At 42.3% G+C, this 20,173-nt stretch carries 17 protein-coding genes, 1 tRNA gene and 3 pseudogenes; 13 read left to right on the forward strand and 8 right to left on the reverse strand.

The window, feature by feature from the left end; all coding sequences use genetic code 11:
- A partial coding sequence (locus tag G576_RS0101475; RefSeq protein WP_027973057.1) for a sigma-70 RNA polymerase sigma factor region 4 domain-containing protein occupies positions 1-300 on the reverse strand: 300 nt, incomplete at its 3' end.
- A gap of 228 nt (positions 301-528) precedes the next feature.
- Here G576_RS0101475 and G576_RS14115 point away from each other — a divergent pair.
- A pseudogene (locus G576_RS14115) lies at positions 529-2,051 on the forward strand (IS1182 family transposase).
- Between the two features lie 2 nt (positions 2,052-2,053).
- Here the strand turns inward: G576_RS14115 and G576_RS13125 are convergent.
- From G576_RS13125 to G576_RS0101515, 5 genes and pseudogenes are all read right to left on the reverse strand, one after another.
- A pseudogene (locus tag G576_RS13125) lies at positions 2,054-2,900 on the reverse strand (IS630 family transposase).
- A 35-nt stretch (positions 2,901-2,935) separates the two neighbouring features.
- Positions 2,936-3,433, reverse strand: coding sequence for an AAA family ATPase (locus G576_RS0101500; RefSeq protein ID WP_027973061.1), 498 nt, complete (start codon positions 3,431-3,433; stop codon positions 2,936-2,938).
- Positions 3,430-4,464 carry a M42 family metallopeptidase gene (locus G576_RS0101505; RefSeq protein WP_027973062.1) on the reverse strand — a complete coding sequence of 345 codons (1,035 nt, stop codon included), beginning with the start codon at positions 4,462-4,464 and terminating at the stop codon, positions 3,430-3,432. The genes G576_RS0101500 and G576_RS0101505 overlap by 4 nt, the downstream gene beginning before the upstream one ends.
- A gap of 15 nt (positions 4,465-4,479) precedes the next feature.
- Positions 4,480-4,947, reverse strand: a complete 468-nt coding sequence (nrdI, locus tag G576_RS13510; RefSeq protein ID WP_037618197.1) for a class Ib ribonucleoside-diphosphate reductase assembly flavoprotein NrdI — start codon at positions 4,945-4,947, stop codon at positions 4,480-4,482.
- 74 nt (positions 4,948-5,021) lie between these two features.
- A complete protein-coding gene (locus tag G576_RS0101515) occupies positions 5,022-7,436 on the reverse strand; it encodes a bifunctional 2',3'-cyclic-nucleotide 2'-phosphodiesterase/3'-nucleotidase (protein WP_027973064.1) in 2,415 nt (804 codons plus the stop codon).
- Positions 7,437-7,720: 284 nt separating this feature from the next.
- On the opposite strand from G576_RS0101515, the gene G576_RS0101520 reads away from it, so the two are divergent.
- The 3 genes from G576_RS0101520 to G576_RS0101535 all read left to right on the forward strand — a co-directional run bounded on the left by G576_RS0101520 (position 7,721) and on the right by G576_RS0101535 (position 11,506).
- On the forward strand, positions 7,721-9,940 hold the full coding sequence (locus G576_RS0101520) for a RelA/SpoT family protein (RefSeq protein ID WP_027973065.1): 2,220 nt from the start codon (positions 7,721-7,723) through the stop codon (positions 9,938-9,940).
- Between the two features lie 688 nt (positions 9,941-10,628).
- Complete coding sequence (gene dtd / locus G576_RS0101530) at positions 10,629-11,072, forward strand: D-aminoacyl-tRNA deacylase (protein WP_027973066.1); 444 nt, start codon at positions 10,629-10,631, stop codon at positions 11,070-11,072.
- Between the two features lie 104 nt (positions 11,073-11,176).
- Positions 11,177-11,506 (forward strand): hypothetical protein, encoded by a 330-nt coding sequence (locus tag G576_RS0101535; protein ID WP_027973067.1) that lies wholly within the window; start codon positions 11,177-11,179, stop codon positions 11,504-11,506.
- A 61-nt stretch (positions 11,507-11,567) separates the two neighbouring features.
- Here G576_RS0101535 and treR read toward each other — a convergent pair whose 3' ends face one another.
- Positions 11,568-12,278, reverse strand: a complete 711-nt coding sequence (treR, locus tag G576_RS0101540; protein ID WP_027973068.1) for a trehalose operon repressor — start codon at positions 12,276-12,278, stop codon at positions 11,568-11,570.
- Positions 12,279-12,437: 159 nt separating this feature from the next.
- Here treR and treP point away from each other — a divergent pair.
- The 8 genes and pseudogenes from treP to G576_RS0101580 all read left to right on the forward strand — a co-directional run.
- Positions 12,438-13,886, forward strand: a pseudogene (gene treP, locus G576_RS12085) (PTS system trehalose-specific EIIBC component); the annotation flags it as partial.
- Positions 13,887-14,081: 195 nt separating this feature from the next.
- Positions 14,082-15,707 carry an alpha,alpha-phosphotrehalase gene (treC, locus tag G576_RS0101550; protein ID WP_027973069.1) on the forward strand — a complete coding sequence of 542 codons (1,626 nt, stop codon included), beginning with the start codon at positions 14,082-14,084 and terminating at the stop codon, positions 15,705-15,707.
- A 129-nt stretch (positions 15,708-15,836) separates the two neighbouring features.
- A complete protein-coding gene (locus G576_RS0101555) occupies positions 15,837-16,283 on the forward strand; it encodes a LytTR family DNA-binding domain-containing protein (RefSeq protein ID WP_027973070.1) in 447 nt (148 codons plus the stop codon).
- 22 nt (positions 16,284-16,305) lie between these two features.
- Complete coding sequence (locus G576_RS0101560; RefSeq protein ID WP_027973071.1) at positions 16,306-16,641, forward strand: DUF3021 family protein; 336 nt, start codon at positions 16,306-16,308, stop codon at positions 16,639-16,641.
- Positions 16,634-17,026: a DUF3021 domain-containing protein gene (locus G576_RS0101565; RefSeq protein WP_027973072.1), complete on the forward strand. Its 393-nt coding sequence runs from the start codon at positions 16,634-16,636 to the stop codon at positions 17,024-17,026. The genes G576_RS0101560 and G576_RS0101565 overlap by 8 nt, the downstream gene beginning before the upstream one ends.
- A 100-nt stretch (positions 17,027-17,126) precedes the next feature.
- The gene (gene rpmH / locus G576_RS0101570) at positions 17,127-17,261 is read left to right on the forward strand and encodes a 50S ribosomal protein L34 (RefSeq protein ID WP_002885866.1); all 135 of its coding nucleotides are present in this window, start codon (positions 17,127-17,129) and stop codon (positions 17,259-17,261) included.
- A 487-nt stretch (positions 17,262-17,748) separates the two neighbouring features.
- Entirely contained in the window at positions 17,749-18,534 is a 786-nt protein-coding gene (gene codY / locus G576_RS0101575; RefSeq protein ID WP_027973073.1) for a GTP-sensing pleiotropic transcriptional regulator CodY, read from the forward strand.
- A 98-nt stretch (positions 18,535-18,632) separates the two neighbouring features.
- On the forward strand, positions 18,633-19,184 hold the full coding sequence (locus G576_RS0101580; RefSeq protein ID WP_027973074.1) for a cysteine hydrolase family protein: 552 nt from the start codon (positions 18,633-18,635) through the stop codon (positions 19,182-19,184).
- A 38-nt stretch (positions 19,185-19,222) separates the two neighbouring features.
- Here G576_RS0101580 and G576_RS0101585 read toward each other — a convergent pair whose 3' ends face one another.
- Positions 19,223-19,813, reverse strand: coding sequence for a VanZ family protein (locus G576_RS0101585; RefSeq protein WP_027973075.1), 591 nt, complete (start codon positions 19,811-19,813; stop codon positions 19,223-19,225).
- 222 nt (positions 19,814-20,035) lie between these two features.
- On the opposite strand from G576_RS0101585, the gene G576_RS0101590 reads away from it, so the two are divergent.
- Positions 20,036-20,121: transfer RNA gene (locus tag G576_RS0101590), tRNA-Leu, on the forward strand.
- Positions 20,122-20,173: the final 52 nt, after the last annotated feature.

Raw genomic sequence — 20,173 nt, forward strand, 5'->3', positions numbered from 1 at the left:
AGAATGCGCCACCTCACTGATTTCATCATAAGCCATGCGGTCAAAGCCCCGCTTGATGCTCTCTTGCCTACGAATTTCATCCTTGACCCGATTGGAAAACTTGGTTTTAAAATACACACAAAGACGCTTGATATCATAAACCAATTCAGGCTCTCGCTCCAAAAGATGATATAAGGCAATCATCCCCTCCTGATGCCAATCATCTGCCTCCCACATCTTTATAAAATAAGACTGACGCAACTTCAAAACAATCGGCCTCACCTTACCATAAATCGACGCAAATTCAATCGTAGTTTTCATGACTAAACTCCTTAACTAAGTGATAACCCCAGTATATCTCCCAAAAAGAAAAAAGAACATGACATTTGTGTCATGTTAGGGAATCTATAAAAACAAAAAGAAGAGTTTGGGACAATAGTGCTACGATTCTATCAAACAAAGCAACGGTTTTTTCCGTTGCTTTTTGCATGGTTGCAATAGCCTTGGTAATATAGAATTGCGTAATAAACCATTTAGAAAGGCTATCTCATGCACATTCACTATAACACAAATCAGACCACTTTACCACTAGAACTTGCTTGTATTTTGCCTAAAGACCATATCGTCTTTACTATCGAAAAAGTGGTAAATGCTTTGGAGGATAGTTACTTTCAGTCTTTCTACCATGACTTCGGTCGTCCGTCCTATCACCCCAAACTGCTACTGTCTGCTCTTCTCTTTGCCTATTCTCAAGGTATCTTCTCTGGTCGTAAGATTGAAAAGATGATGGTGGAAAACCTGGCTATGCAGTACTTGACAGGACAGTTGGTCATTAGCTATCGCACCATCAATCGTTTCCGTGTGGCTAGTGGCATGGAGGAGTTAATCAGACAACTCTTTATTGACCTCAGTCTCCAATTAAAACTAGAAGAGCTAGTAACGTTAGATTGCCTGTTTATTGATGGCACTAAGATATAAGCCAATACCAACCAAATATAGCTTCGTCTGGAAGAGAGCAACAGACAAATTTTCCGCCAAGCTCCAAGAACAACTGCAGGTCTATTTTCAGGAAGAAATCATCCCCCTTATTCATCAGGCCATTGAGCAGGATGATGAAGAACCTATCTCCTCAGAACAATTGGCAGAGCTGAATCGAGATATTGAGGATACGCCAGTCAAAGGCACAGACGACCGTAGGACCAAGCGCCGCAAACTCAGGAAAGTCCTGCGAAAAGTCAAGGATGATTTTTCTGTGTGGGCTGAGAAATACGAGACTTACCAAGAGACCTTCCAAGGTCGCAATAGTTTTTCTAAGACGGACACCGATGCGACTTTTATGAGAATGAAAGAGGAAGAAACAGTCTGGAGAGAGACTGTTTCTTCACGAGCCTTGAAATAAAAGAGCGAGTATGAGGAATGGTCAGCTCAAGCCTGGTTATAACCTCCAAATCGCCACGGAAAATCAGTTCGTGCTACACTATGATATCTATCCCAACCCAACGGATACCAGAACTTTATTACCTTTTTTAGAAACCTATCCACATGAGTTAAAAATGGTTGTCGCCGACGCAGGTTATGGGAGTGAAGAAAACCTCCTAACATTGGACCAGAGGAAGATTCCTCACCTCATTAAATACGGCTTGTTTGACAAGTAGCAGAAGAAAAAACATAAGCAATCTGCCAGAAACCTAGCAAACTGGACTTACGATACCAATACGGACACCTATATCCATCCCGATGGTTGGGCCTATCTCTTTTCCCACATTCAACCCCGCAAAACTGAGACAGGTTTCGAGCAGGAAATCAAGGTTTATAAAGCAGAGTAAGCTGATTTAGCTCCTCAAAAGGGACTTTATATCAACGAGCAGTATCAGGAGTTAAAACGAAAAGAAAGCCAAGCGCTTTTATCTGAAGAAGGCAGTCGCATCTTTGCCAAACGCAAGGTAGATGTGGAACCTGTCTTTGGTCAGATAAAGGCTTGTTTGGGTTACAAGAGATGTAACCTGAGAGGAAAATGGCAGGTCACCATTGACATCGGCTTGGTTCTTAAGGCCAATAATCTAAGGAAATAAAGTTAATTGAAATAGGGATAGAACAAAAGAACCTCAAGAAAAGCATCGCAATTTGGCAATACTTTTCTGAGGTGTTTTTTGATATGAGCCCATGTTTTCTCAATAGGATTATACTCAGGTGAGTATGGAGGAAGTGGTAAAGGTTTATGCCCATACTCTTCACATAAGTGCTCTAGCCTACTCATTCTATGGAATCTTGCGTTATCCATAATAATAACTGATGGTGTGCTTAATGTTGGCAGCAGAAATTTCTGAAACCAGGCTTCAAAAAAGTCGCTCGTCATGGTTACTTTGTAGGTCATTGGGGCTATAATCTCACCGTTTATAAGACCTGCAACCAAAGAAATCCTCTGATACCTTCTTCCAAATACTTTACCTTTTATCAATTGTCCTCGTAATGAGCGACCATATTCTCGATAAAAATAAGTATCGAATCCTGTTTCATCAATATAAACAGGTGTTAAGTGCTTTAAACGATTAAAATGTTTAAGAAATAAAGCTACTTTTTCTGGATCTTATTCATAGTAGGTATGGTTCTTTTTTTCGAGTGTATCCCATAGCTTTGAGAGCATAGTGAATCGCCGTTGGATGACAGTCAAATTCAGACGCTATTTCAGTCAAATAAGCATCCGGATGGTCATTAAGATAGTTTTTGAGTCTATCTCTATCAACTTTTCTTGGTTTTGTTCCTTTTGCTTGATGGTTTAGGTTCCCTGTTTTCTCTTTTAGTTTTAACCAGCCATAAATGGTATTTCGTGAGATTTGGAAAACATCTGATGCTTCTGTGATACTACCTGTTCGCTTACAATAGGCGAGAACTTTTTTACGAAAATCTAATGAATATGCCATAAAAACATTATATCACATTATGTACTATTTGTGTTTCATTTTACTATATTTTTTGAAATGACTTCAAGAGCCTGTTCAAGACTCAAAGTTTCATCAAATAAGGTTTCATTGAAACGTTTGAGATAATCTTTCTCTAGCCACCAGCGCTTCATATCAGAAACCGAGAAATCCTTAACCTTATCACGGGTTTGGTGGCGTTTGACAGTTTCCTCAAAAGGTAAATCGTAATAATAGGCGTAGGCGTTGTCACCGTATAGCTCTGCTATTTTATCCCAGACAGGAGCGTACCAGTCACGATGAAGAATACCCTCGACGATGACAAGGTCATGATTTTTGTAGGCATGGTCAAGGAGTGTCAGGTAGAGCGGGACTGTAGGAGTGTCGTAGCCATCTTTAGCATTGAGGAGAAATCTGCGAAGAGTGTCTTGTGGCAGTAATAGGGTATTGGAGCCGAGTTTTTGCTGAAGTCTTAGGGCAAGAGTGGACTTACCAGAGCCAGAGTTACCCCGAATGATTATGCAGTTTTTCATTATATGAGTGGGCTTTTCAAATAGGCATCAACCAGTCGTTCTGTGGCTTCTACGCTGTCGGTGTGTGTGCGTTCGTAGGAATGGCTTGACTCGATGCCAGCACCTAGTAGGGCATGTTTGACCTCGGCACCAGCACGCAGTGCTGCTGAGGCGTCTGAGCCGTAATAAGGGTAGATATCTAGCTTGTAAGGGATTTTGTTGATTTCTGCTAGGGAGACTAAGTGCTGGCGTAGCTCGTAGTGATATGGGCCAGAACCATCTTTGACACAAATAGAGACGGTGTATTCGTCTGTAGCCTGGTCGTCTCCCATGGCTCCCATGTCAACGGCTAGGTATTCAACGGCTTTCTCAGATAGGCTCGAGTTGGCACCGTGACCGACTTCTTCAAAGGCCGAGAAGTAGAAGTGGGTGGTGTGTGGCAATTGGGTATTGTTTTCCTTGTAGGTTTTTAGAAGTTTTAGGAGAATGGCTGCGCTGACCTTATCGTCTAGGTGGCGAGACTTGATAAAGCCTGATTCGGTCACAAGAACGCGAGGGTCAAAGGAGATAAAATCTCCGACTTCGATGCCAAGAGCACGTGTCTCATCAGCTGTTTGTACTTTTTCATCTAAACGAATCTCCATGTTGGTTTGGTTACGCTCTGCGGTGCCGGCATCACGGTAAACGTGGACAGATGTCTGATGCATGAGGATGGTTCCTGAGATAGCCCTGCCATTTTTTGTGACATGAATGGTACAATTTTCTCCTTCAATGGCATTATAAACAAAGCCACCAACCAGATCCATCTTAATGCGACCGTCGGGTTTAATGGCACGAACCATGGCGCCAAGTGTATCCAAGTGAGCTGTCACGATACGGTGACGCTCGTCATCTGAACCTTTGACTGTTACGAGCAATCCACCCTTATTGGTACGGGTTGCTTGATAACCAAAGGACTCGACTTCCTTTTGTACGTAATCCATGATGGTGGTTGTGAAGCCAGTTGGTGAGGGGATGTTGCAGAGAGTAGTGATGTAGTTGATGGTTGTTTGCATGGTCTTTTCCTTTATTTAGATTTGTATGTTAAATTCTTTTTGTCGTTTTAAAATCACTTTGGCTAAGCGTTCGATATCTGCTTGCGTGCCTCGGAGCTCAAAATCTCCCAGAAGGGGAAAATCAAAACGCTTGCTATATTGTTTGGCGGTGAGAATATATTGGTTATTGAAATTTTTATTTCCAGAACCGATGATGCCCATGCAACGTTTGTAGTTGTCATGACTAGCGATAAAGTCACCGAGGGGATTTGTTAATATCTCAACGTCACCGTGGTCAATACCGTTGCCACCTTCTAGGTAGGTTGGAAGTAGGGCGACAAAAGGATCAGACACTTCAAAAGTTTCGTGGTTTAGTTCTTTGATATTAATCTGATGAGATTTTATACTGTGATTTAAAGCGAGATAGTCGCTCAGCCTTTTGACAAAAGACTGGGTATTGCCGCTAAGGCTAATGTAAACGAGGGTTAAATCTGTCTTTTCCATGATGATATTATAGCAAAATCCTGATGAAAAGTAAGGGAAAAACGAACCGCTGGGCAGTTCGCTTTTCGAATGGTTTAGTTTTCTTTTCGGCGGAGAAGGCTTGTAAGGCCTGCTAGGATGCTAAATCCAAAGAGAGTGAGAACTGCTGAGTGGTCCTCGCCGGTTTTTGGCAGGGCGTCTGTTTGGATCGGGTCTTTAGCTGGGGCTTTCTTTTGTTGGGCCTGGTAATTAGTAGCGACAAGCTGGTGAATGTCCTTGCGATCTTTATCTGAGAGACCAGAGTTTCGTTTAGTATCGGTTGGAGGGACAGGTTTTTTGATTGATTGGTCTTCAACTGGCTTCATATAGGTGAATTTAAATTCTGCAAAGCCTTCAATGTTGGATGCACCAAGATATGAGATGTCTTTTGCATCGCCAACTAAATCCTTAGCTTTTTCAGCGCTCAAGAAACGGAGGTCAAGTCCAGCGATACTGTCTGTGAAGTACCAGTTACTATCAGCAGATGGGTTGATGGTTTTTTCAGAGATGATGTAGTTGATGATGGCTTGACGATTTTCGAGGTTGAATAGGTAATTGACACTTGCATTTTTTACGCCTGGGAAAGTGCCACTAGCTCGATAGTTATTGGTGACAACCATAAACTCTTGATCGTCTGTTACAGGGTTGCCATTATATTTGAGGTTGCGAACACGGCTTGCGTCTGCATTGACGAGGTTACCATTTCGGTCGTATTTGTTTGGTTGTGTGATGTCATATTCGTAGGTAACACCGTCAATAACATCAAAGTTATAGGTGCGGTAGTCAGTATTAACTAGATTTTGTGGCTCTTTATTGTTAGGGTCAATGGTATTAAATTGTCCAGCTGACATCTCAAGCCATTCTTTTAAGTCACTACCTGTGATTTTAAGGATAGCCGTGACATTGTCATAAAGGTAGAGGTCGGCAACATTTTTGATAGCGATTGGGCCGGCTGGAATGTCTGTGTAGGCTGTTGGGTCATTTCGTGTACCCGCCTTAAATGGAGCTGCAGCAGAGAGGAGTGGAAGTTTAGCATAAGGCGTGCCAGCTAGTTCTTGCTTTCCGTACCAAAGCTGCGCCTTATTGACGATTTGAACAGATGGATCATCTTTGACAAGGGCAAAATAGCTGGTGATTGGAGCGGTTGTTGTACCAACCTGTTGGCGAACGTATTGGATAGTTCCGTCGTGAGCTTCTTTAGCAATGACAATAACGGTTTGGTCGGCTTTTGTTGATTTGGTGTCAATTTTACGGATAGAGGCTAGGCTCTTGTCTTTGTTGACTGTCCATTTGCCATCTGTGTAAGTAAGGTTAAGGTCAATAATACCTAGGTGATCACCGTATTTACCAGCCATGGTTACTGGTGTTCCGTTAATTAATCCACGAACTCCGTCAACACCAGTATATTTTTCATAAAAGCCAGTACCGTTTCCTGATGGGAATTCAGCGTGAGAGTGGCCAGTTACAACTGCATCAACCCCTGGTAGGCTAGCGATTTGGTAGCCGACATTCTCTTCACCTTTGTCATATTTGTCATCGCCAATACCAGAGTGAGAGAGAACGAGAATGAGATCTGCTCCAGCTTCTCGCATTGCGGGAATGATAGCTTCAACAGCTTCAACGGCATCTTGGACGACTACTTTTCCTTCAAGGTTAGCCTTATCCCAGTTCATGATTTGAGGTGGGACGATACCTGTAATACCAATTTTGAGGGTGACAACTTTACCTGCGGTGTCTGTAACGTTTTTTGGTGTAACAACGTAAGGTTTAAAGACAAATTCGTTTGTTTTGGCGTCGCGGACATTAGCATTGATGACAGGAATGTCAGCCGTCTTGAGGACTGTTTTTAGATAGTCTAAACCGTAGTTAAATTCATGGTTGCCAAGAGTGCTGGCATCAAAACCTAGGGCTTCTAGAGCTGCATACATAGGGTGTTGTTCACCTGGCTCTACTTTATCAACAATAGCTTTGTAAGTTCCAAGTGGTGTCCCTTGAATGAGATCACCGTTGTCTACGGTGACAATATTTGGGTTTTCGGTCTTGGCCTCTTCCAAGAGAATGGCTGTTTTCGCTAGGCCAATGTTTTGAGACTCCTTATCTTGGTAGTAATCGTAGTTGACTAAGTTTGTGTGCAAGTCTGTTGTTGAAGCGATACGGATGTCAACTGTCTGTCCCTCTACAGGTGCGGTGACAGCCGTATCAGCTACTGGAGTGCTAGTAGGTGTGTTGACCTCTGGTGAGTCCACGGTCTCTGCAACAGCTGTTTCTGCAGGTACTACCTCTTCGGAAGAAGGAACTTCGCTTGTTACTGTGTCAGAAGTAGTTGCTGTGCTTTGCGATTCAAGTGCAGGTGCAGTGACTGGTTGGTTTTCTGTCGTTGACTCATCTGCCTGGACAAGACTGGCACTAGCTAGACTTGCTGCGATAAGAGAGAGTGCGAGAGCACTCTTAGAAAGATAATGTTTAGACATTAAAAAACTCCTTTTTTTAATTTGTCAAAAATATTGAAGAATTTTTGCGTGCACTCACATTATACAACTGGAAAATGCTTTTTTCAATGGAGTTTTAAAAATAAACGAACCTTTTTAAGAGCGAACATCCTATTCGTTCACGGGAACGTCTGATCAGCAAAAGGTTGTTGGCTATGCTTTTTTCCAAAAAAGTGTTAAAATAAACAAAATACAAGTAAATAGGAAAAGACAGCCTGATGGGCTGTTTCAGATTTATTTAGAAGTGAGATTGAAAGGGAGCAATCATGCCAAAAGAAGTAAATCTAACAGGGGAAGAAGTGGTTGCCCTTGTTGCAGAATACTTGTCTGAAGAGGATGTTAAGTTTGTCCAGTATGCTTTGGAGTACGCTACAGCAGCTCATTCTCATCAGGCTAGAAAGTCTGGTGAACCCTACATCATTCACCCTATTCAGGTGGCAGGAATTTTGGCTGGGCTTCGCCTAGATGCGGTAACGGTAGCTTGTGGATTTCTCCATGATGTGGTCGAGGATACAGACATCACTCTTGATGATATTGAACTTGATTTTGGAAAAGCAGTGCGTGATATCGTAGATGGTGTGACCAAGCTGGGTAAGGTAGAATACAAATCCCATGAAGAGCAACTGGCTGAAAACCACCGCAAGATGCTCATGGCCATGTCCAAGGATATCCGTGTTATCTTGGTCAAATTAGCTGACCGTCTCCATAATATGCGAACCCTCAAACACCTTCGGAAGGACAAGCAAGAGCGTATTTCTCGGGAGACTATGGAAATTTATGCGCCGCTTGCTCACCGTTTGGGGATTAGTCGTATCAAGTGGGAACTGGAGGATTTGGCCTTCCGCTATCTGGAAGAAAATGAGTTCTACAAGATTTCCCACATGATGAGTGAAAAGCGCCGTGAGCGTGAAAAGTTGGTAGAAGAAATCGTCAGTAAAATCACGAGCTATACTAATGAACAAGGGCTTTATGGTGAGGTTTATGGGCGTCCCAAACACCTCTATTCCATTTATCGTAAAATGCGGGATAAGAAGAAGCGCTTTGACCAGATTTACGATTTGATTGCTATCCGCTGTATTATGGAAACGCCTAGCGATGTCTATGCTATGGTTGGTTACATCCATGAGCTTTGGCGCCCGATGCCAGGACGTTTTAAGGATTATATCGCTGCGCCTAAAGCAAATGGTTACCAATCTATCCACACTACGGTCTATGGACCAAAAGGGCCGATTGAGATTCAGATTCGTACCAAAGAGATGCATGAGGTGGCTGAATACGGGGTTGCAGCTCACTGGGCTTATAAAAAGGGGCAGACCGGCAAGGTTGACAGCAAAGAATCGGCTATCGGCATGAACTGGATCAAGGATTTAGTCGAGCTACAGGATTCGTCAAATGGCTCTGCAAAAGACTTTGTGGACTCTGTTAAAGAAGACATCTTCTCAGAACGGATTTATGTTTTTACGCCAAGCGGTGCGGTTCAGGAATTGCCAAAAGATTCTGGTCCTATCGATTTTGCCTATGCTATCCATACTCAGGTCGGTGAAAAAGCCACAGGTGCTAAGGTCAACGGTCGCATGGTACCTCTGACAGCTAAGTTGAAGACGGGTGACGTGGTTGAAATTGTGACCAATCCCAATTCCTTTGGTCCTAGTCGTGACTGGATTAAAATTGTTAAAACCACCAAGGCCAGAAGTAAAATTCGCCAATTTTTCAAAAATCAAGATAAGGAAATGTCTGTCAACAAGGGACGCGAGCTCCTGATAGATGTTTTCCAAGAAAATGGTTTGGTTGCCAATAAGTATCTAGACAAAAAGCATATCGAAGCGATTTTACCGCGCGTGAGTGCCAGAAGCGAAGAAGCGATGTATGCTGCTATTGGTTTTGGTGAAATTTCTGCTGTTAGTGTCTTCAATAAATTGACTGAAAAGGAGCGCCGTGAAGAAGAACGTGCTAAGGCAAAAGCCGAGGCGGATGAGCTTTTGAACGGTGGTGAGGTTAATCGTAGCAATCGCGATGTTCTTAAAGTCAAAAGTGAAAATGGGGTTATTATTCAGGGAGCGTCAGGTCTTCTGATGAGAATTGCTAAATGTTGCAATCCTGTACCTGGGGATCCTATCGAAGGCTATATCACTAAGGGGCGTGGGGTTGCTATTCACCGCGCTGATTGTAACAATATTAAAAGTCAGGAAGGCTATGCTCAGCGCTTGATTGAGGTTGAGTGGGATGATGACAATACTGGCAAGGATTATTTGGCTGAAATTGATATCTACGGGTTGAATCGCTCAGGTCTTCTTAATGATGTTCTGACTATTTTGTCCAATCAGACCAAGAATATTTCAACCGTTAATGCTCAGCCGACCAAGGACATGAAGTTTGCTAATATTCACGTTTCTTTTAGCATTCCAAACCTTACCACATTGACCACTGTTGTTGACAAGATAAAGGTCGTTCCAGATGTTTATAGCGTTAAACGAACAAATGGTTGAGTTCGGGAAAATAAGACTATCCGTCGTCAGCTTTGCCCTGACTGACCCAAGCCATGCATGTGTCTCATTTTTTAGACTCTTCCCTGAATTCAAGCAGGAGCGCAACACTGTTTCAATCAGTGGATAAGGAAGTCGTTAGACTCTCTATTCTAAGGTACGGTGAGTCCTTTGTAGGCTAGTAACTGCGAAAGTGGGCTTGACTCTTAGTCTGATAGGAGGAATGAATTGTAATGATGTGTGTTGAATGTTATAGCGATGACAGCCGGATGATGCCTCTGCTAAATCCCAGAGACGGTCTGGAAAATCATACTCAGTACATCTGTGAGACATGAGGTCCTTGTATTTGCATCGAAAAGGAGCTAAAGCGTGGCTTATAGCGTTGGCACTTCCCGTTCAAATCTTTGGAAATTGCAAAGATTTACCTAAGAACAGCTGATTTTAGCATGAAGAAGCCTTGTGGTATTTATGAGCTACTAAATGAAAAAGGCAGACCTTCCTATAAAATTTTTGCTGATGAGGAAGACCTGCGCAGCTATTTGGCAAAGAATAAAGGGAAAAATGCCTAGAAAGGCATGCTCTCTTTAGTCTTGAAAACTTTACCGACTACTCAGGTACAGAGGTTAGAAAACTATCATCAGCTCAGGTGGAAACTTATCTGCTAGAGCGTTCGCAGCTTAGAAAGTAAATCATGAAAATTATTATTCAGCGAGTATCGCAGGCTTCGGTCACTATTGATCAAGAAGTTATAGGACAAATTGGTACAGGTCTTCTCCTTTTGGTCGGTGTGGGGCCTGAGGATAGTCAAGCAGATGTGACTTACGCGACCAAAAAAATTCTCAACATGCGGATTTTTTCCGATGATGCTGGGAAGATGAATTTATCTGTTCAAGACATTGGTGGCAGCATTTTATCCATTTCTCAGTTCACCCTTTTTGCGGATACGAAAAAGGGAAATCGTCCTGCCTTTACAGGTGCGGCCAAGCCTAATCTTGCCAGTCAGCTTTATGACGACTTAAATAAGGCTTTGGGACAAGCGGTGCCCTTAGCCACAGGACGTTTTGGAGCGGATATGCAGGTATCTCTAATCAATGATGGACCGGTCACCATTATCCTTGATACCAAAAATCCATAGAAGCGCAGGCTTTTTCAAAAAAAAAAAAACAAAGAAATTCCGTTGTATAGGCGGAATTTTTGATATACTAAGAAAAATGGCTATTGAATCTGAGGAGGCAAGTGATGATTGTTGTAGTATTGGTGATTTTTGGACTTTATCTGGCGGCCGTCTCTTTGGCGGCTATCATGGGGTATTTTGTGGGCAAGATTATCACAAGACGCAACCTGCTGATGACTCTCTTTGCCGTTGCTGTGACCATTGCCTTTACCTATATTTATCTGGGACAAGGGCAGAGCGCAGGTATTTATGGTATCGCTGGCGGACTTTTTGGAATTTCCGCTATTGCCCTCAATAATGGCATTGCTATGCACCAGCGACCAAATGTCAAGCATCATGTCATTCGTATGGGAATTAATATTGCTTTTTTACTTTTGTTGTATTTAGTAAAATAGCTGAGCTATTAGTTTCTGAGGGTGAAAAGAATGAAGCATCTCAATCGAGGTGCTTTTTATCTTACAACTTCCGTCTTGCAAAATCGATAAATTGAAATTTTTCCAGTTTATGCCGGCTTTCGGTGAACTGGAATTGTCGGTTGTCTGCTAGATAAACCTTGGAACGGACACAGACCACATGCTTATCGCTGCCTAAATCAAGGAGAATTTTATCCTGATCGTGGGCAGTGTCAATGGTAATCTGTTTTTGGGCATAAGAGATGGCTAATCCCAGTTCTTTTTCTAGGTAGGCATAGATAGACTGCTCCGCTATTTCCCGAGAAATAGAAGGAACGATAGGCTTGAGCAGGTAGTCAATATCCAAAACCGATGCGACATCATCAACCACCCGCTGGCGGGTGATGCGAAAAACGTGGGAGTTGATAGGAAATCCTGTAAGTTTTCGCAATTCTTCGTCCACGATAAGGTTATCCAGGCTGATGACATTAGTCTTAGAATTTATGCCGTGAAGGGCGACTAATTCCTGATAGCTAGATAGCTCAGAGACGGGGAAGTTAATCAGTTCATGCTTTTTAACCTGGGAGCCTCGACCTTGGGATTTGGTGATGAGTCCCTCCTTGCTCAAAAGACTGAGCGCCTTGCGAACGGTGTCTCGGCTGGCAGAGAAGTGCTGGCAGAGTTCCATTTCAGTAGGCAAGTAATGACCGACAGGGTAGCGACCTGACAAAATATCTTTTTCCAAGCTTTTAAAAATTTGTTCGTATTTTTTCATGCTCACTCACTTTCTAATTTGGAATATGTCTATATTTTACCATACAAGTTGTTGGTTTTTAAGGAAAATTTACATCTTTAGTGCCAAACAAGTTGCAAACAAATTTGTTATCGTTTACAATCATCTTGTACCTAATAAAACATCCCAAAGGAGAAAGAAATGGGAAAATTTGAAAAAGATGCCAAGGAGCTTTTGAAGCTTGTCGGCGGTAAAGATAATGTCAAAGCAGTCACTCACTGTGCGACGCGCATGCGTTTTGTTCTAAATGATGAGTCTAAGGCTAATCCTAAGGCTATCGAGAACCTTGCCCCAGTTAAAGGAACGTTTACCAATGCAGGTCAGTTCCAAGTTATCATCGGTAATGATGTGCCGATTTTCTACAACGACTTCACTGCTATGTCTGGTATTGAAGGTGTCTCTAAAGAAGCGGCTAAATCTGCAGCTAAGAGCAACCAGAACCCAATTCAGCGTGTCATGACCATGCTAGCTGAGATTTTCACACCAATCTTGCCGGCTATCATTGTTGGTGGTTTGATTCTAGGTTTTCGCAATATTTTGGAAGGTGTTCCGTTTGGTTTCCTTGATGGTAAGAAAATTGTTGAAGTATCAACTTTCTGGAACGGAGTCAATCATTTCTTGTGGTTACCAGGTGAAGCGATTTTCCATTTCTTACCAGTTGGTATCACTTGGTCTGTAACTCGTAAAATGGGAACCTCTCAAATTCTTGGAATTGTTCTTGGGATTTGTTTGGTATCACCGCAGCTCCTCAACGCTTACGCAGTAGCAGGGACTTCAGCAGAAGAAATTGCTAAAAACTGGGTTTGGGACTTTGGTTTTGCAACGGTAAATCGTATTGGTTACCAAGCGCAAGTCATTCCAGCTCTTCTAGCAGGTTTATCACTTTCATACCTTGAAATTTTTTGGCGTAAGCGTATTCCAGAAGTGATTTCAATGATTTTTGTACCATTCTTGTCACTTCTTCCAGCCCTTATTCTTGCCCACACAGTCCTTGGGCCATTCGGTTGGTGGTTGGGTCAACTCCTTTCAACCGTTGTTCTTGCAGGTTTGACTGGTCCGCTTAAATGGCTCTTCGGTGCAATCTTTGGCTCACTCTATGCTCCGTTTGTTATCACCGGTCTTCACCATATGACCAATGCTATTGATACACAGCTTATTGCTGATACGGCAACTCACACAACAGGTCTCTGGCCAATGATTGCTCTTTCAAACATCGCTCAAGGTTCTGCTGTGCTTGCTTACTACTTTATGAACCGCCACAGCGAAAAAGAAGCTCAAATCTCGTTGCCAGCAGCTATCTCAGCTTATCTAGGAGTTACTGAGCCAGCCCTCTTTGGTGTCAATGTTAAATATGTTTATCCATTCGTAGCTGGAATGATTGGTTCAGGTCTTGCAGGTCTCTTGTCAACAACCATGAATGTTCAAGCTAACTCTATCGGTGTTGGTGGGCTTCCAGGATTCATGGCAATCAACGTTGCTTATATGGTGCAGTTCTTCATCTGTATGGCTGTTGCTATCGCAGTACCATTTGTCTTAACCTTCTTCTTCCGCAAAGCTGGTATTCTGACAAAAGCAGAAGATGAAGCAAAAGCTTAATATGATATAATAGTTTAAGAGGAAAGGGGGCTTGGGTTGGCTAAGCCCCTTTCTTGTGTTTGAAAAAATATAGTCATTTGAATTAGCTTTGATACATCGTCACTTTCGGATGGGCGTACTCTATACTGCCTGCACCTCAATTCCTTGTCTGAAAGCTCATTCATTCGACTATAATAGAAAGGTCCCTTAATAATGATTGACAAGACAAAAGTTGTTTATCAAATCTATCCCAAATCTTATAAGGACACGACAGGTAATGGCGTCGGTGACTTGCGCGGGATTATTGAAAAATTGCCTTACCTTGCTGAACTTGGCATTGACATGATTTGGCTTAATCCCTTTTATCCAAGTCCGCAACGAGACAATGGCTATGATATCTCTGATTACACAGCGGTAAATCCTGATTTTGGAACGATGGCTGATTTTGAGGAAATGGTTCGGCTTGGGAAATCTCACGGTATTGATTTTATGCTAGATATGGTTCTCAACCACTGCTCAACTGATCATGAATGGTTCCAGAAGGCATTGGCAGGGGATACATTTTACCAAGATTTCTTCATCTTGCGCGACCATCCGACGGACTGGGTGTCTAAGTTTGGTGGCAATGCCTGGGCTCCTTTTGGTGAGACTGGGAAATATTATCTTCACCTTTTTGACGTGACTCAGGCCGACCTCAACTGGCGCAATCCTCATGTTCGTGAGGAACTTTTCAAAGTGGTGAATTTTTGGAAGGATAAAGGAGTAAAAGGCTTCCGCTTTGATGTCATTAATTTGATTGGAAAAGATGAAGTCTTGGAAGATTGCCCAATCAATGATGGCAAACCTGCATACACAGATCGCCCGATCAACCATGATTACCTCCGAATGATGAACAATGCCACATTTGGCGATCAAGAAGGCTTCATGACTGTGGGAGAAATGTCGGCGACCACGGTGGAAAATTGTATCCTTTACACGGATCCAGAACGTGAAGAACTATCTATGGCATTTAACTTCCACCACCTCAAGGTGGATTATCAAGATGGTCAAAAATGGACGATTAAGGATTTTGATTTCAATGAGCTACGTAGCCTTTTCCATACTTGGGGAGAGGGTATGGCACAAGGCAATGGCTGGAATGCCCTCTTTTGGACCTGCCATGATCAACCACGCGCCCTTAGTCGTTTTGTAGATACGGACAAGTTCCGTGAAGAGGGGGCAACTATGCTGGCGGCTTCTATTCACTTGTCACGTGGGACACCTTACATTTACCAAGGTGAGGAAATCGGCATGTTAGATCCTGACTTTGACGCGATGGATGACTATGTGGACGTTGAAAGTCTCAACGCTTATCAAATCATGCTTGATGAGGGCAAGACGCCTGAAAAAGCGTTAAGCATTATCAAAACCAAATCCCGAGACAATGCTCGTACGCCGATGCAATGGGACGCAAGTGACAATGCGGGCTTTACAACGGGTACACCTTGGCTTAAGGTTGGGAAAACTTATAAGGAAATCAATGTCGAAAACCAAAAAGATGGTAAAATTTTTACCTTTTATCAGGAACTTATCAAGCTTCGCAAAGAGCACGCCATCATTGCTGCGGGCGATTACAAGGCGGCTTATGTGAATCATAATCAAGTCTATGCCTTTGAGCGTGAGCACGAGGGGCAAAAACTTTTGGTGCTCAACAATTTTTATGGAAATGAAGTGGAATTGGAACTTCCAAGCGCTTATCAAAAGGGTCAAACGTTGATTAGCAATTACGAAGAGGTAGAAATCACGGATAAAGTGACCTTGAAAGCCTACCAAACTCTGGCCATTTTTGGGAAATAAGAAGACACAGCCTACGGGTTGTGTTTTTCTTATCTAACCGCTCACCTGCTATTTTCGACCGCTTAGCGAGAAATAGCCCACAATGCCTCTATTTTTTGGTAAGATGAGTTCATAACAAAGGAGGAAATTATGAAATGGCAATTTGAGGAAAAAGACACAGATGAGTTGGAGGTTCTCATACAAAAGAAATCCTTGGATCACGAAGTGCAGGCACTGATTGGACATCTGGGCATTTTTGAACAGGAACGTCCCAAGGTTTTGCCTATAAAAACTGCCGAAGAGATTTTGCTTTTGACCATCGCAGAGCTGATAGCTATTGAAGTCGAAGGAACGCAGTTGATCTTGAAGACAAGTAAGGCTAGCTATCAAACGACCGAGCGACTTTATAAATTTAAGGAGCGCTTAAACAACCCAGATTTTGTCCAAGTTTCGAAACAAAGTCTCATCAACATCAATCATCTGGAAAAGTTAGAAGCCTCTTTTTCAGGAAATATGTTGGCTGTTTTGACCAATAAGATTAAGGTGCAAGTCAGCAGACGTTACCTAAAGGTTTTAGAAAAACAAATTGGATTATAAAAAAATTAGAAGGAGAATTCACATGAAAAAAATAGTTAACTACCTAACAACGGGTTTTGGCATTGGGGCTTTTGCCTATTTGCTGGTACTCATAAAAGTTGAGACAACGACACCAAAGGCTATTCTCAGTTTGCTAGCGATGAGCGCTCTCATTGGTCTTTCTGCCATGATTTACGAACGAGAAAGTCTCTCTCTGGCAAAGCGTTGGCTGCTTCACCTCTTAGTCGTATTGATTTTGCTCTCTGCGACTCTCGCCTTTAATAGTTGGTTAAACCTTCCAGCCTTGGTATGGACAACATCACTTTATACCCTAATTTTCTGGGGCATCTATCACATGAAAGGAGAAGAACATGCGTAAATTAATATCTTATTTTGTCATCGGTATGGGGATTGGACAAATTTTCTATCTCACTTTGCTTAGCTTCATGGGGGTAAGTACGCAAACCTTCAATAACATGCTCAGCGTCAGCATTTTATCTGGCTTTATGGGGTTAGCTTCCTTGGTTTATTCTTGGGAAAAGCTGGCGCCTCTCTACCAGAGAAGTTTGCATATTTTACTTATTTTTGGTCTGGTGACTGCCATGATGCTCTTTAATGGCTGGTTTTCACAAGTCAATTTTCTCAGCTTTGCTACTGAATTTCTCGCTATCTACGCAGTCATTACTTTAGGTATTATCTGGTATGAGCGCAGCTATGTCCAAAAGATTAATAAAAAAATCCAACATAGTAGGAGTAATTCTTGACAAAACTCCCTCACTGTTATAAAATATTATGGTATGTTTAGTAACTGATATCACAATAGCCGGCTAAACGAATACGAAAATCTATGAGGAGGTATTCACTGTGAAACGTACTTATCAACCAAGTAAAATCCGTCGTCAACGTAAACACGGCTTCCGTCACCGTATGTCAACTAAAAACGGACGTCGCGTGCTTGCAGCTCGTCGCCGTAAAGGGCGTAAAGTTCTTTCTGCATAAGATAGAGACGATTATAGAAGAAAAACCAGGAGTGCTCGAGGCTCTTGGTTTTTTGTTTGCTAGATTAGCTGGAGAAAGACGACAAGATAGGATATTTGCTAGCCGCAAATTTCTTGCCTACCTCGGGTCTGGCCATTCTAACCAAGAATATGGCTAGCCGCTTTGAGAACAAGGAGTGATGAGAAATTTATGGTGAAAGTTGTGCGTGTAGAAGCGGTTTTGCCTAAGTAAGCACCGGCATACCTCTGAGTGTCTTAAGTCAGATATCGAAGCCATTGAAAAAGAACTATAATCACTCTCTATATTTCCAGATGAAAGTGCTTAACTAAGATTTTTAGCTAGAAGATTATATTTAGAAAGGGCTTTCTTTCTTGTTATATCAACTTTTAACGAAATTGTCAAAACTGTAGCCAATTTTCTGAAAATTGTTGCTAAACGTGTGTCTTTTTGTTATAATAAGCACGACTAAATAAAGGAAAGAAGACTAATGGCGAATTTACTTGAAAAAACGCGAAAAATCACTGCAATCCTACAACGCTCTGTTGATAGTTTAGGTGAAGAACTTCCATACAATGCCATGGCAGATCAGCTAGCAGACATTATTGACTGCAATGCCTGTATTATCAATGGAAATGGTGATGTGCTCGGCTACTCTTTTAAATATAAAACGAATAATGACCGCACAGAAGAATTTTTTGAAAGTCAGGTGTTTCCGGAAGAATATGTCCGTGCAGCTGGCAGAGTTTATGACACGGAAGCCAATATCCCAGTTGATAATACTTTGACCGTCTTCCCAGTTGAATCAAAAGATCTTTATCCGGATGGGTTGACGACTCTAGCTCCTATTTATGGAGGTGGTATGCGCCTAGGGTCCTTCATCATCTGGCGCAATGATAAGGCTTTCGAGGAAGACGATTTGGTCTTGGTTGAAATGGCAGCTACCGTAGTTGGTATCCAACTCCTCAATCTTCAAACGGAAAATTTGGAAGAAAAAATCCGTAAACAAACGGCGATTAACATGGCTATCAACACTCTTTCTTATTCTGAAATGCGTGCTGTCGCTGCTATTTTATCAGAGCTTGATGGCAACGAAGGTCGTTTGACAGCTTCAGTTATTGCTGATCGTATCGGCATTACACGTTCAGTCATTGTCAATGCTCTTCGTAAATTAGAATCTGCTGGAATCATTGAAAGTCGCTCACTAGGGATGAAAGGCACCTATCTAAAGGTCATCAACGAAGGCATTTTTGACAAAGTCAAGGGCTATGAGTAAAATAAAAAGTTCACGCAGGCAGTTCTGCCTTGACTTGAATAGTGGATTAGAAAGGTTAGGACTTTGCTCCAACCTTTTTCGCTAAGAAAGGATTTTATATGACAAAAGCATTGATCTCGATTGATTATACCTATGATTTTGTAGCAGATGACGGCCTTTTGACAGCAGGTAAGCCCGCTCAGGCTATTTCTGACCGCATTGCTCAGGTCACTCAGGAGGCCTATGACAGAGGAGACTACATCTTTTTTGCCATTGATCGCCACGATGAGGGGGATTGCTTTCACCCTGAAACCAAACTCTTCCCACCTCATAATTTAGCAGGCACTTCTGGTCGGGATCTCTTTGGGCCTTTGGCTGATTTTTATGATAAAAGCAAAGCAGATCCGAGAGTTTTTTGGATGGATAAACGGCACTATTCCGCTTTTGCAGGGACAGATTTGGACATTCGCTTGCGCGAGAGAAAGGTGACAAGGGTGGTGCTGACAGGTGTTCTCAGCGACATTTGTGTCCTTCACACAGCTATTGATGCCTACAATCTGGGCTATGAGATTGACATTATCAGCTCAGCCATTGCCTCAATTACCGAAGAAGCTCATCTTTTTGCTCTCAACCACTTCAAAAATGTGCTTGGAGCTAACATTCTAGATTAAAAAAAGCTGCCAACTCAGTACAAGTGAGTAGGCAGTTTTTACTGGATGTGAGATTTGATGTAGCGACCTGGTGGGCTGGAGTGGATGAGATTTCCAACGAGAAAACTGATGCTATTTGCTATCAGGTCACCGATGTCAAAGTAGCCCAGCGAGAAATAATATTGGCTAAATTCTACACAGAGGATAAAGAGAAGAAAGGCAAGGCTGTTTTTCAGACTGGGTTTGAACAGCAGTCCTAAAGGGATAAACATGATCAGGTTGAGAAGGACGGTAATCCGATCAAAGTAAAGGTCCTGAAGACTGGTAGCGATAGAAAGATTAAAGCCGCTCAGTCCCACATTTTTTCCGAAAAGGCCAAAGACAAGAGCTAGTGCATAGATGGTATAAATAATGATAAGAGCCGTTTTTTTCAGCTCTTTAGCGTAGAGAGGACGGATGAGCAAGAAAAGGCAGACGCTGATGAGTGTAACGACAAAAGGTGTGGTGAGAATTTGTGGAATGGGGAGATTGCCCTGATCAAAGAGTCTGATGGCATACCAGTAGAAATAGCGGGTAAAAACTTTGTAGCCGATAAACCAGAGGCTGGTAAAGAGTAGCAAATCAAGTAAAGCAATGCCTAGTTTTCTCATAACGACCTCCTTTGAAATAATGTTTCTATTATAACAAAAAGAGGAAAAGAAAGGATACATTTAGCAAACGATAACGTGACAATGTAATTACAATGATATATGAGACAACTAAAAAAAGGTGTTTTCAAGAAATGTGCCAAATTCAGGTGAAAAAAGTGAAAAAATTTCAAAAAAGTATTGACAGACAGTGACGACCTCTGCTATAATTTATTATGTTGCCAAGCGGGGATGGCGGAATTGGCAGACGCGCAGGACTAAGGATCCTGTGGCCGCTTTAGGCCGTGTGGGTTCAAGTCCCACTCTCCGCAAAGTCAGCCAGTCTATTGACTGGTTTTTTTATTTTTCTAGCCTGATAAAAAA

The organism is Streptococcus porci DSM 23759 (genome assembly GCF_000423765.1).
GTDB classification, from domain to species: Bacteria; Bacillota; Bacilli; order Lactobacillales; family Streptococcaceae; genus Streptococcus; species Streptococcus porci.

Coding starts and splice junctions, on each gene's coding strand:
- G576_RS0101580 (WP_027973074.1), top strand. CDS start 18,633: ATGACAAAAGCATTGATCTCGATTGATTATACCTATGATTTTGTAGCA.
- treR (WP_027973068.1), bottom strand. CDS start 12,278: ATGAAAAAATACGAACAAATTTTTAAAAGCTTGGAAAAAGATATTTTG.
- G576_RS0101535 (WP_027973067.1), top strand. CDS start 11,177: ATGATTGTTGTAGTATTGGTGATTTTTGGACTTTATCTGGCGGCCGTC.
- G576_RS0101565 (WP_027973072.1), top strand. CDS start 16,634: ATGCGTAAATTAATATCTTATTTTGTCATCGGTATGGGGATTGGACAA.
- codY (WP_027973073.1), top strand. CDS start 17,749: ATGGCGAATTTACTTGAAAAAACGCGAAAAATCACTGCAATCCTACAA.
- G576_RS0101555 (WP_027973070.1), top strand. CDS start 15,837: ATGAAATGGCAATTTGAGGAAAAAGACACAGATGAGTTGGAGGTTCTC.
- G576_RS0101585 (WP_027973075.1), bottom strand. CDS start 19,813: ATGAGAAAACTAGGCATTGCTTTACTTGATTTGCTACTCTTTACCAGC.
- nrdI (WP_037618197.1), bottom strand. CDS start 4,947: ATGGAAAAGACAGATTTAACCCTCGTTTACATTAGCCTTAGCGGCAAT.
- G576_RS0101515 (WP_027973064.1), bottom strand. CDS start 7,436: ATGTCTAAACATTATCTTTCTAAGAGTGCTCTCGCACTCTCTCTTATC.
- dtd (WP_027973066.1), top strand. CDS start 10,629: ATGAAAATTATTATTCAGCGAGTATCGCAGGCTTCGGTCACTATTGAT.
- G576_RS0101505 (WP_027973062.1), bottom strand. CDS start 4,464: ATGCAAACAACCATCAACTACATCACTACTCTCTGCAACATCCCCTCA.
- G576_RS0101560 (WP_027973071.1), top strand. CDS start 16,306: ATGAAAAAAATAGTTAACTACCTAACAACGGGTTTTGGCATTGGGGCT.
- G576_RS0101520 (WP_027973065.1), top strand. CDS start 7,721: ATGCCAAAAGAAGTAAATCTAACAGGGGAAGAAGTGGTTGCCCTTGTT.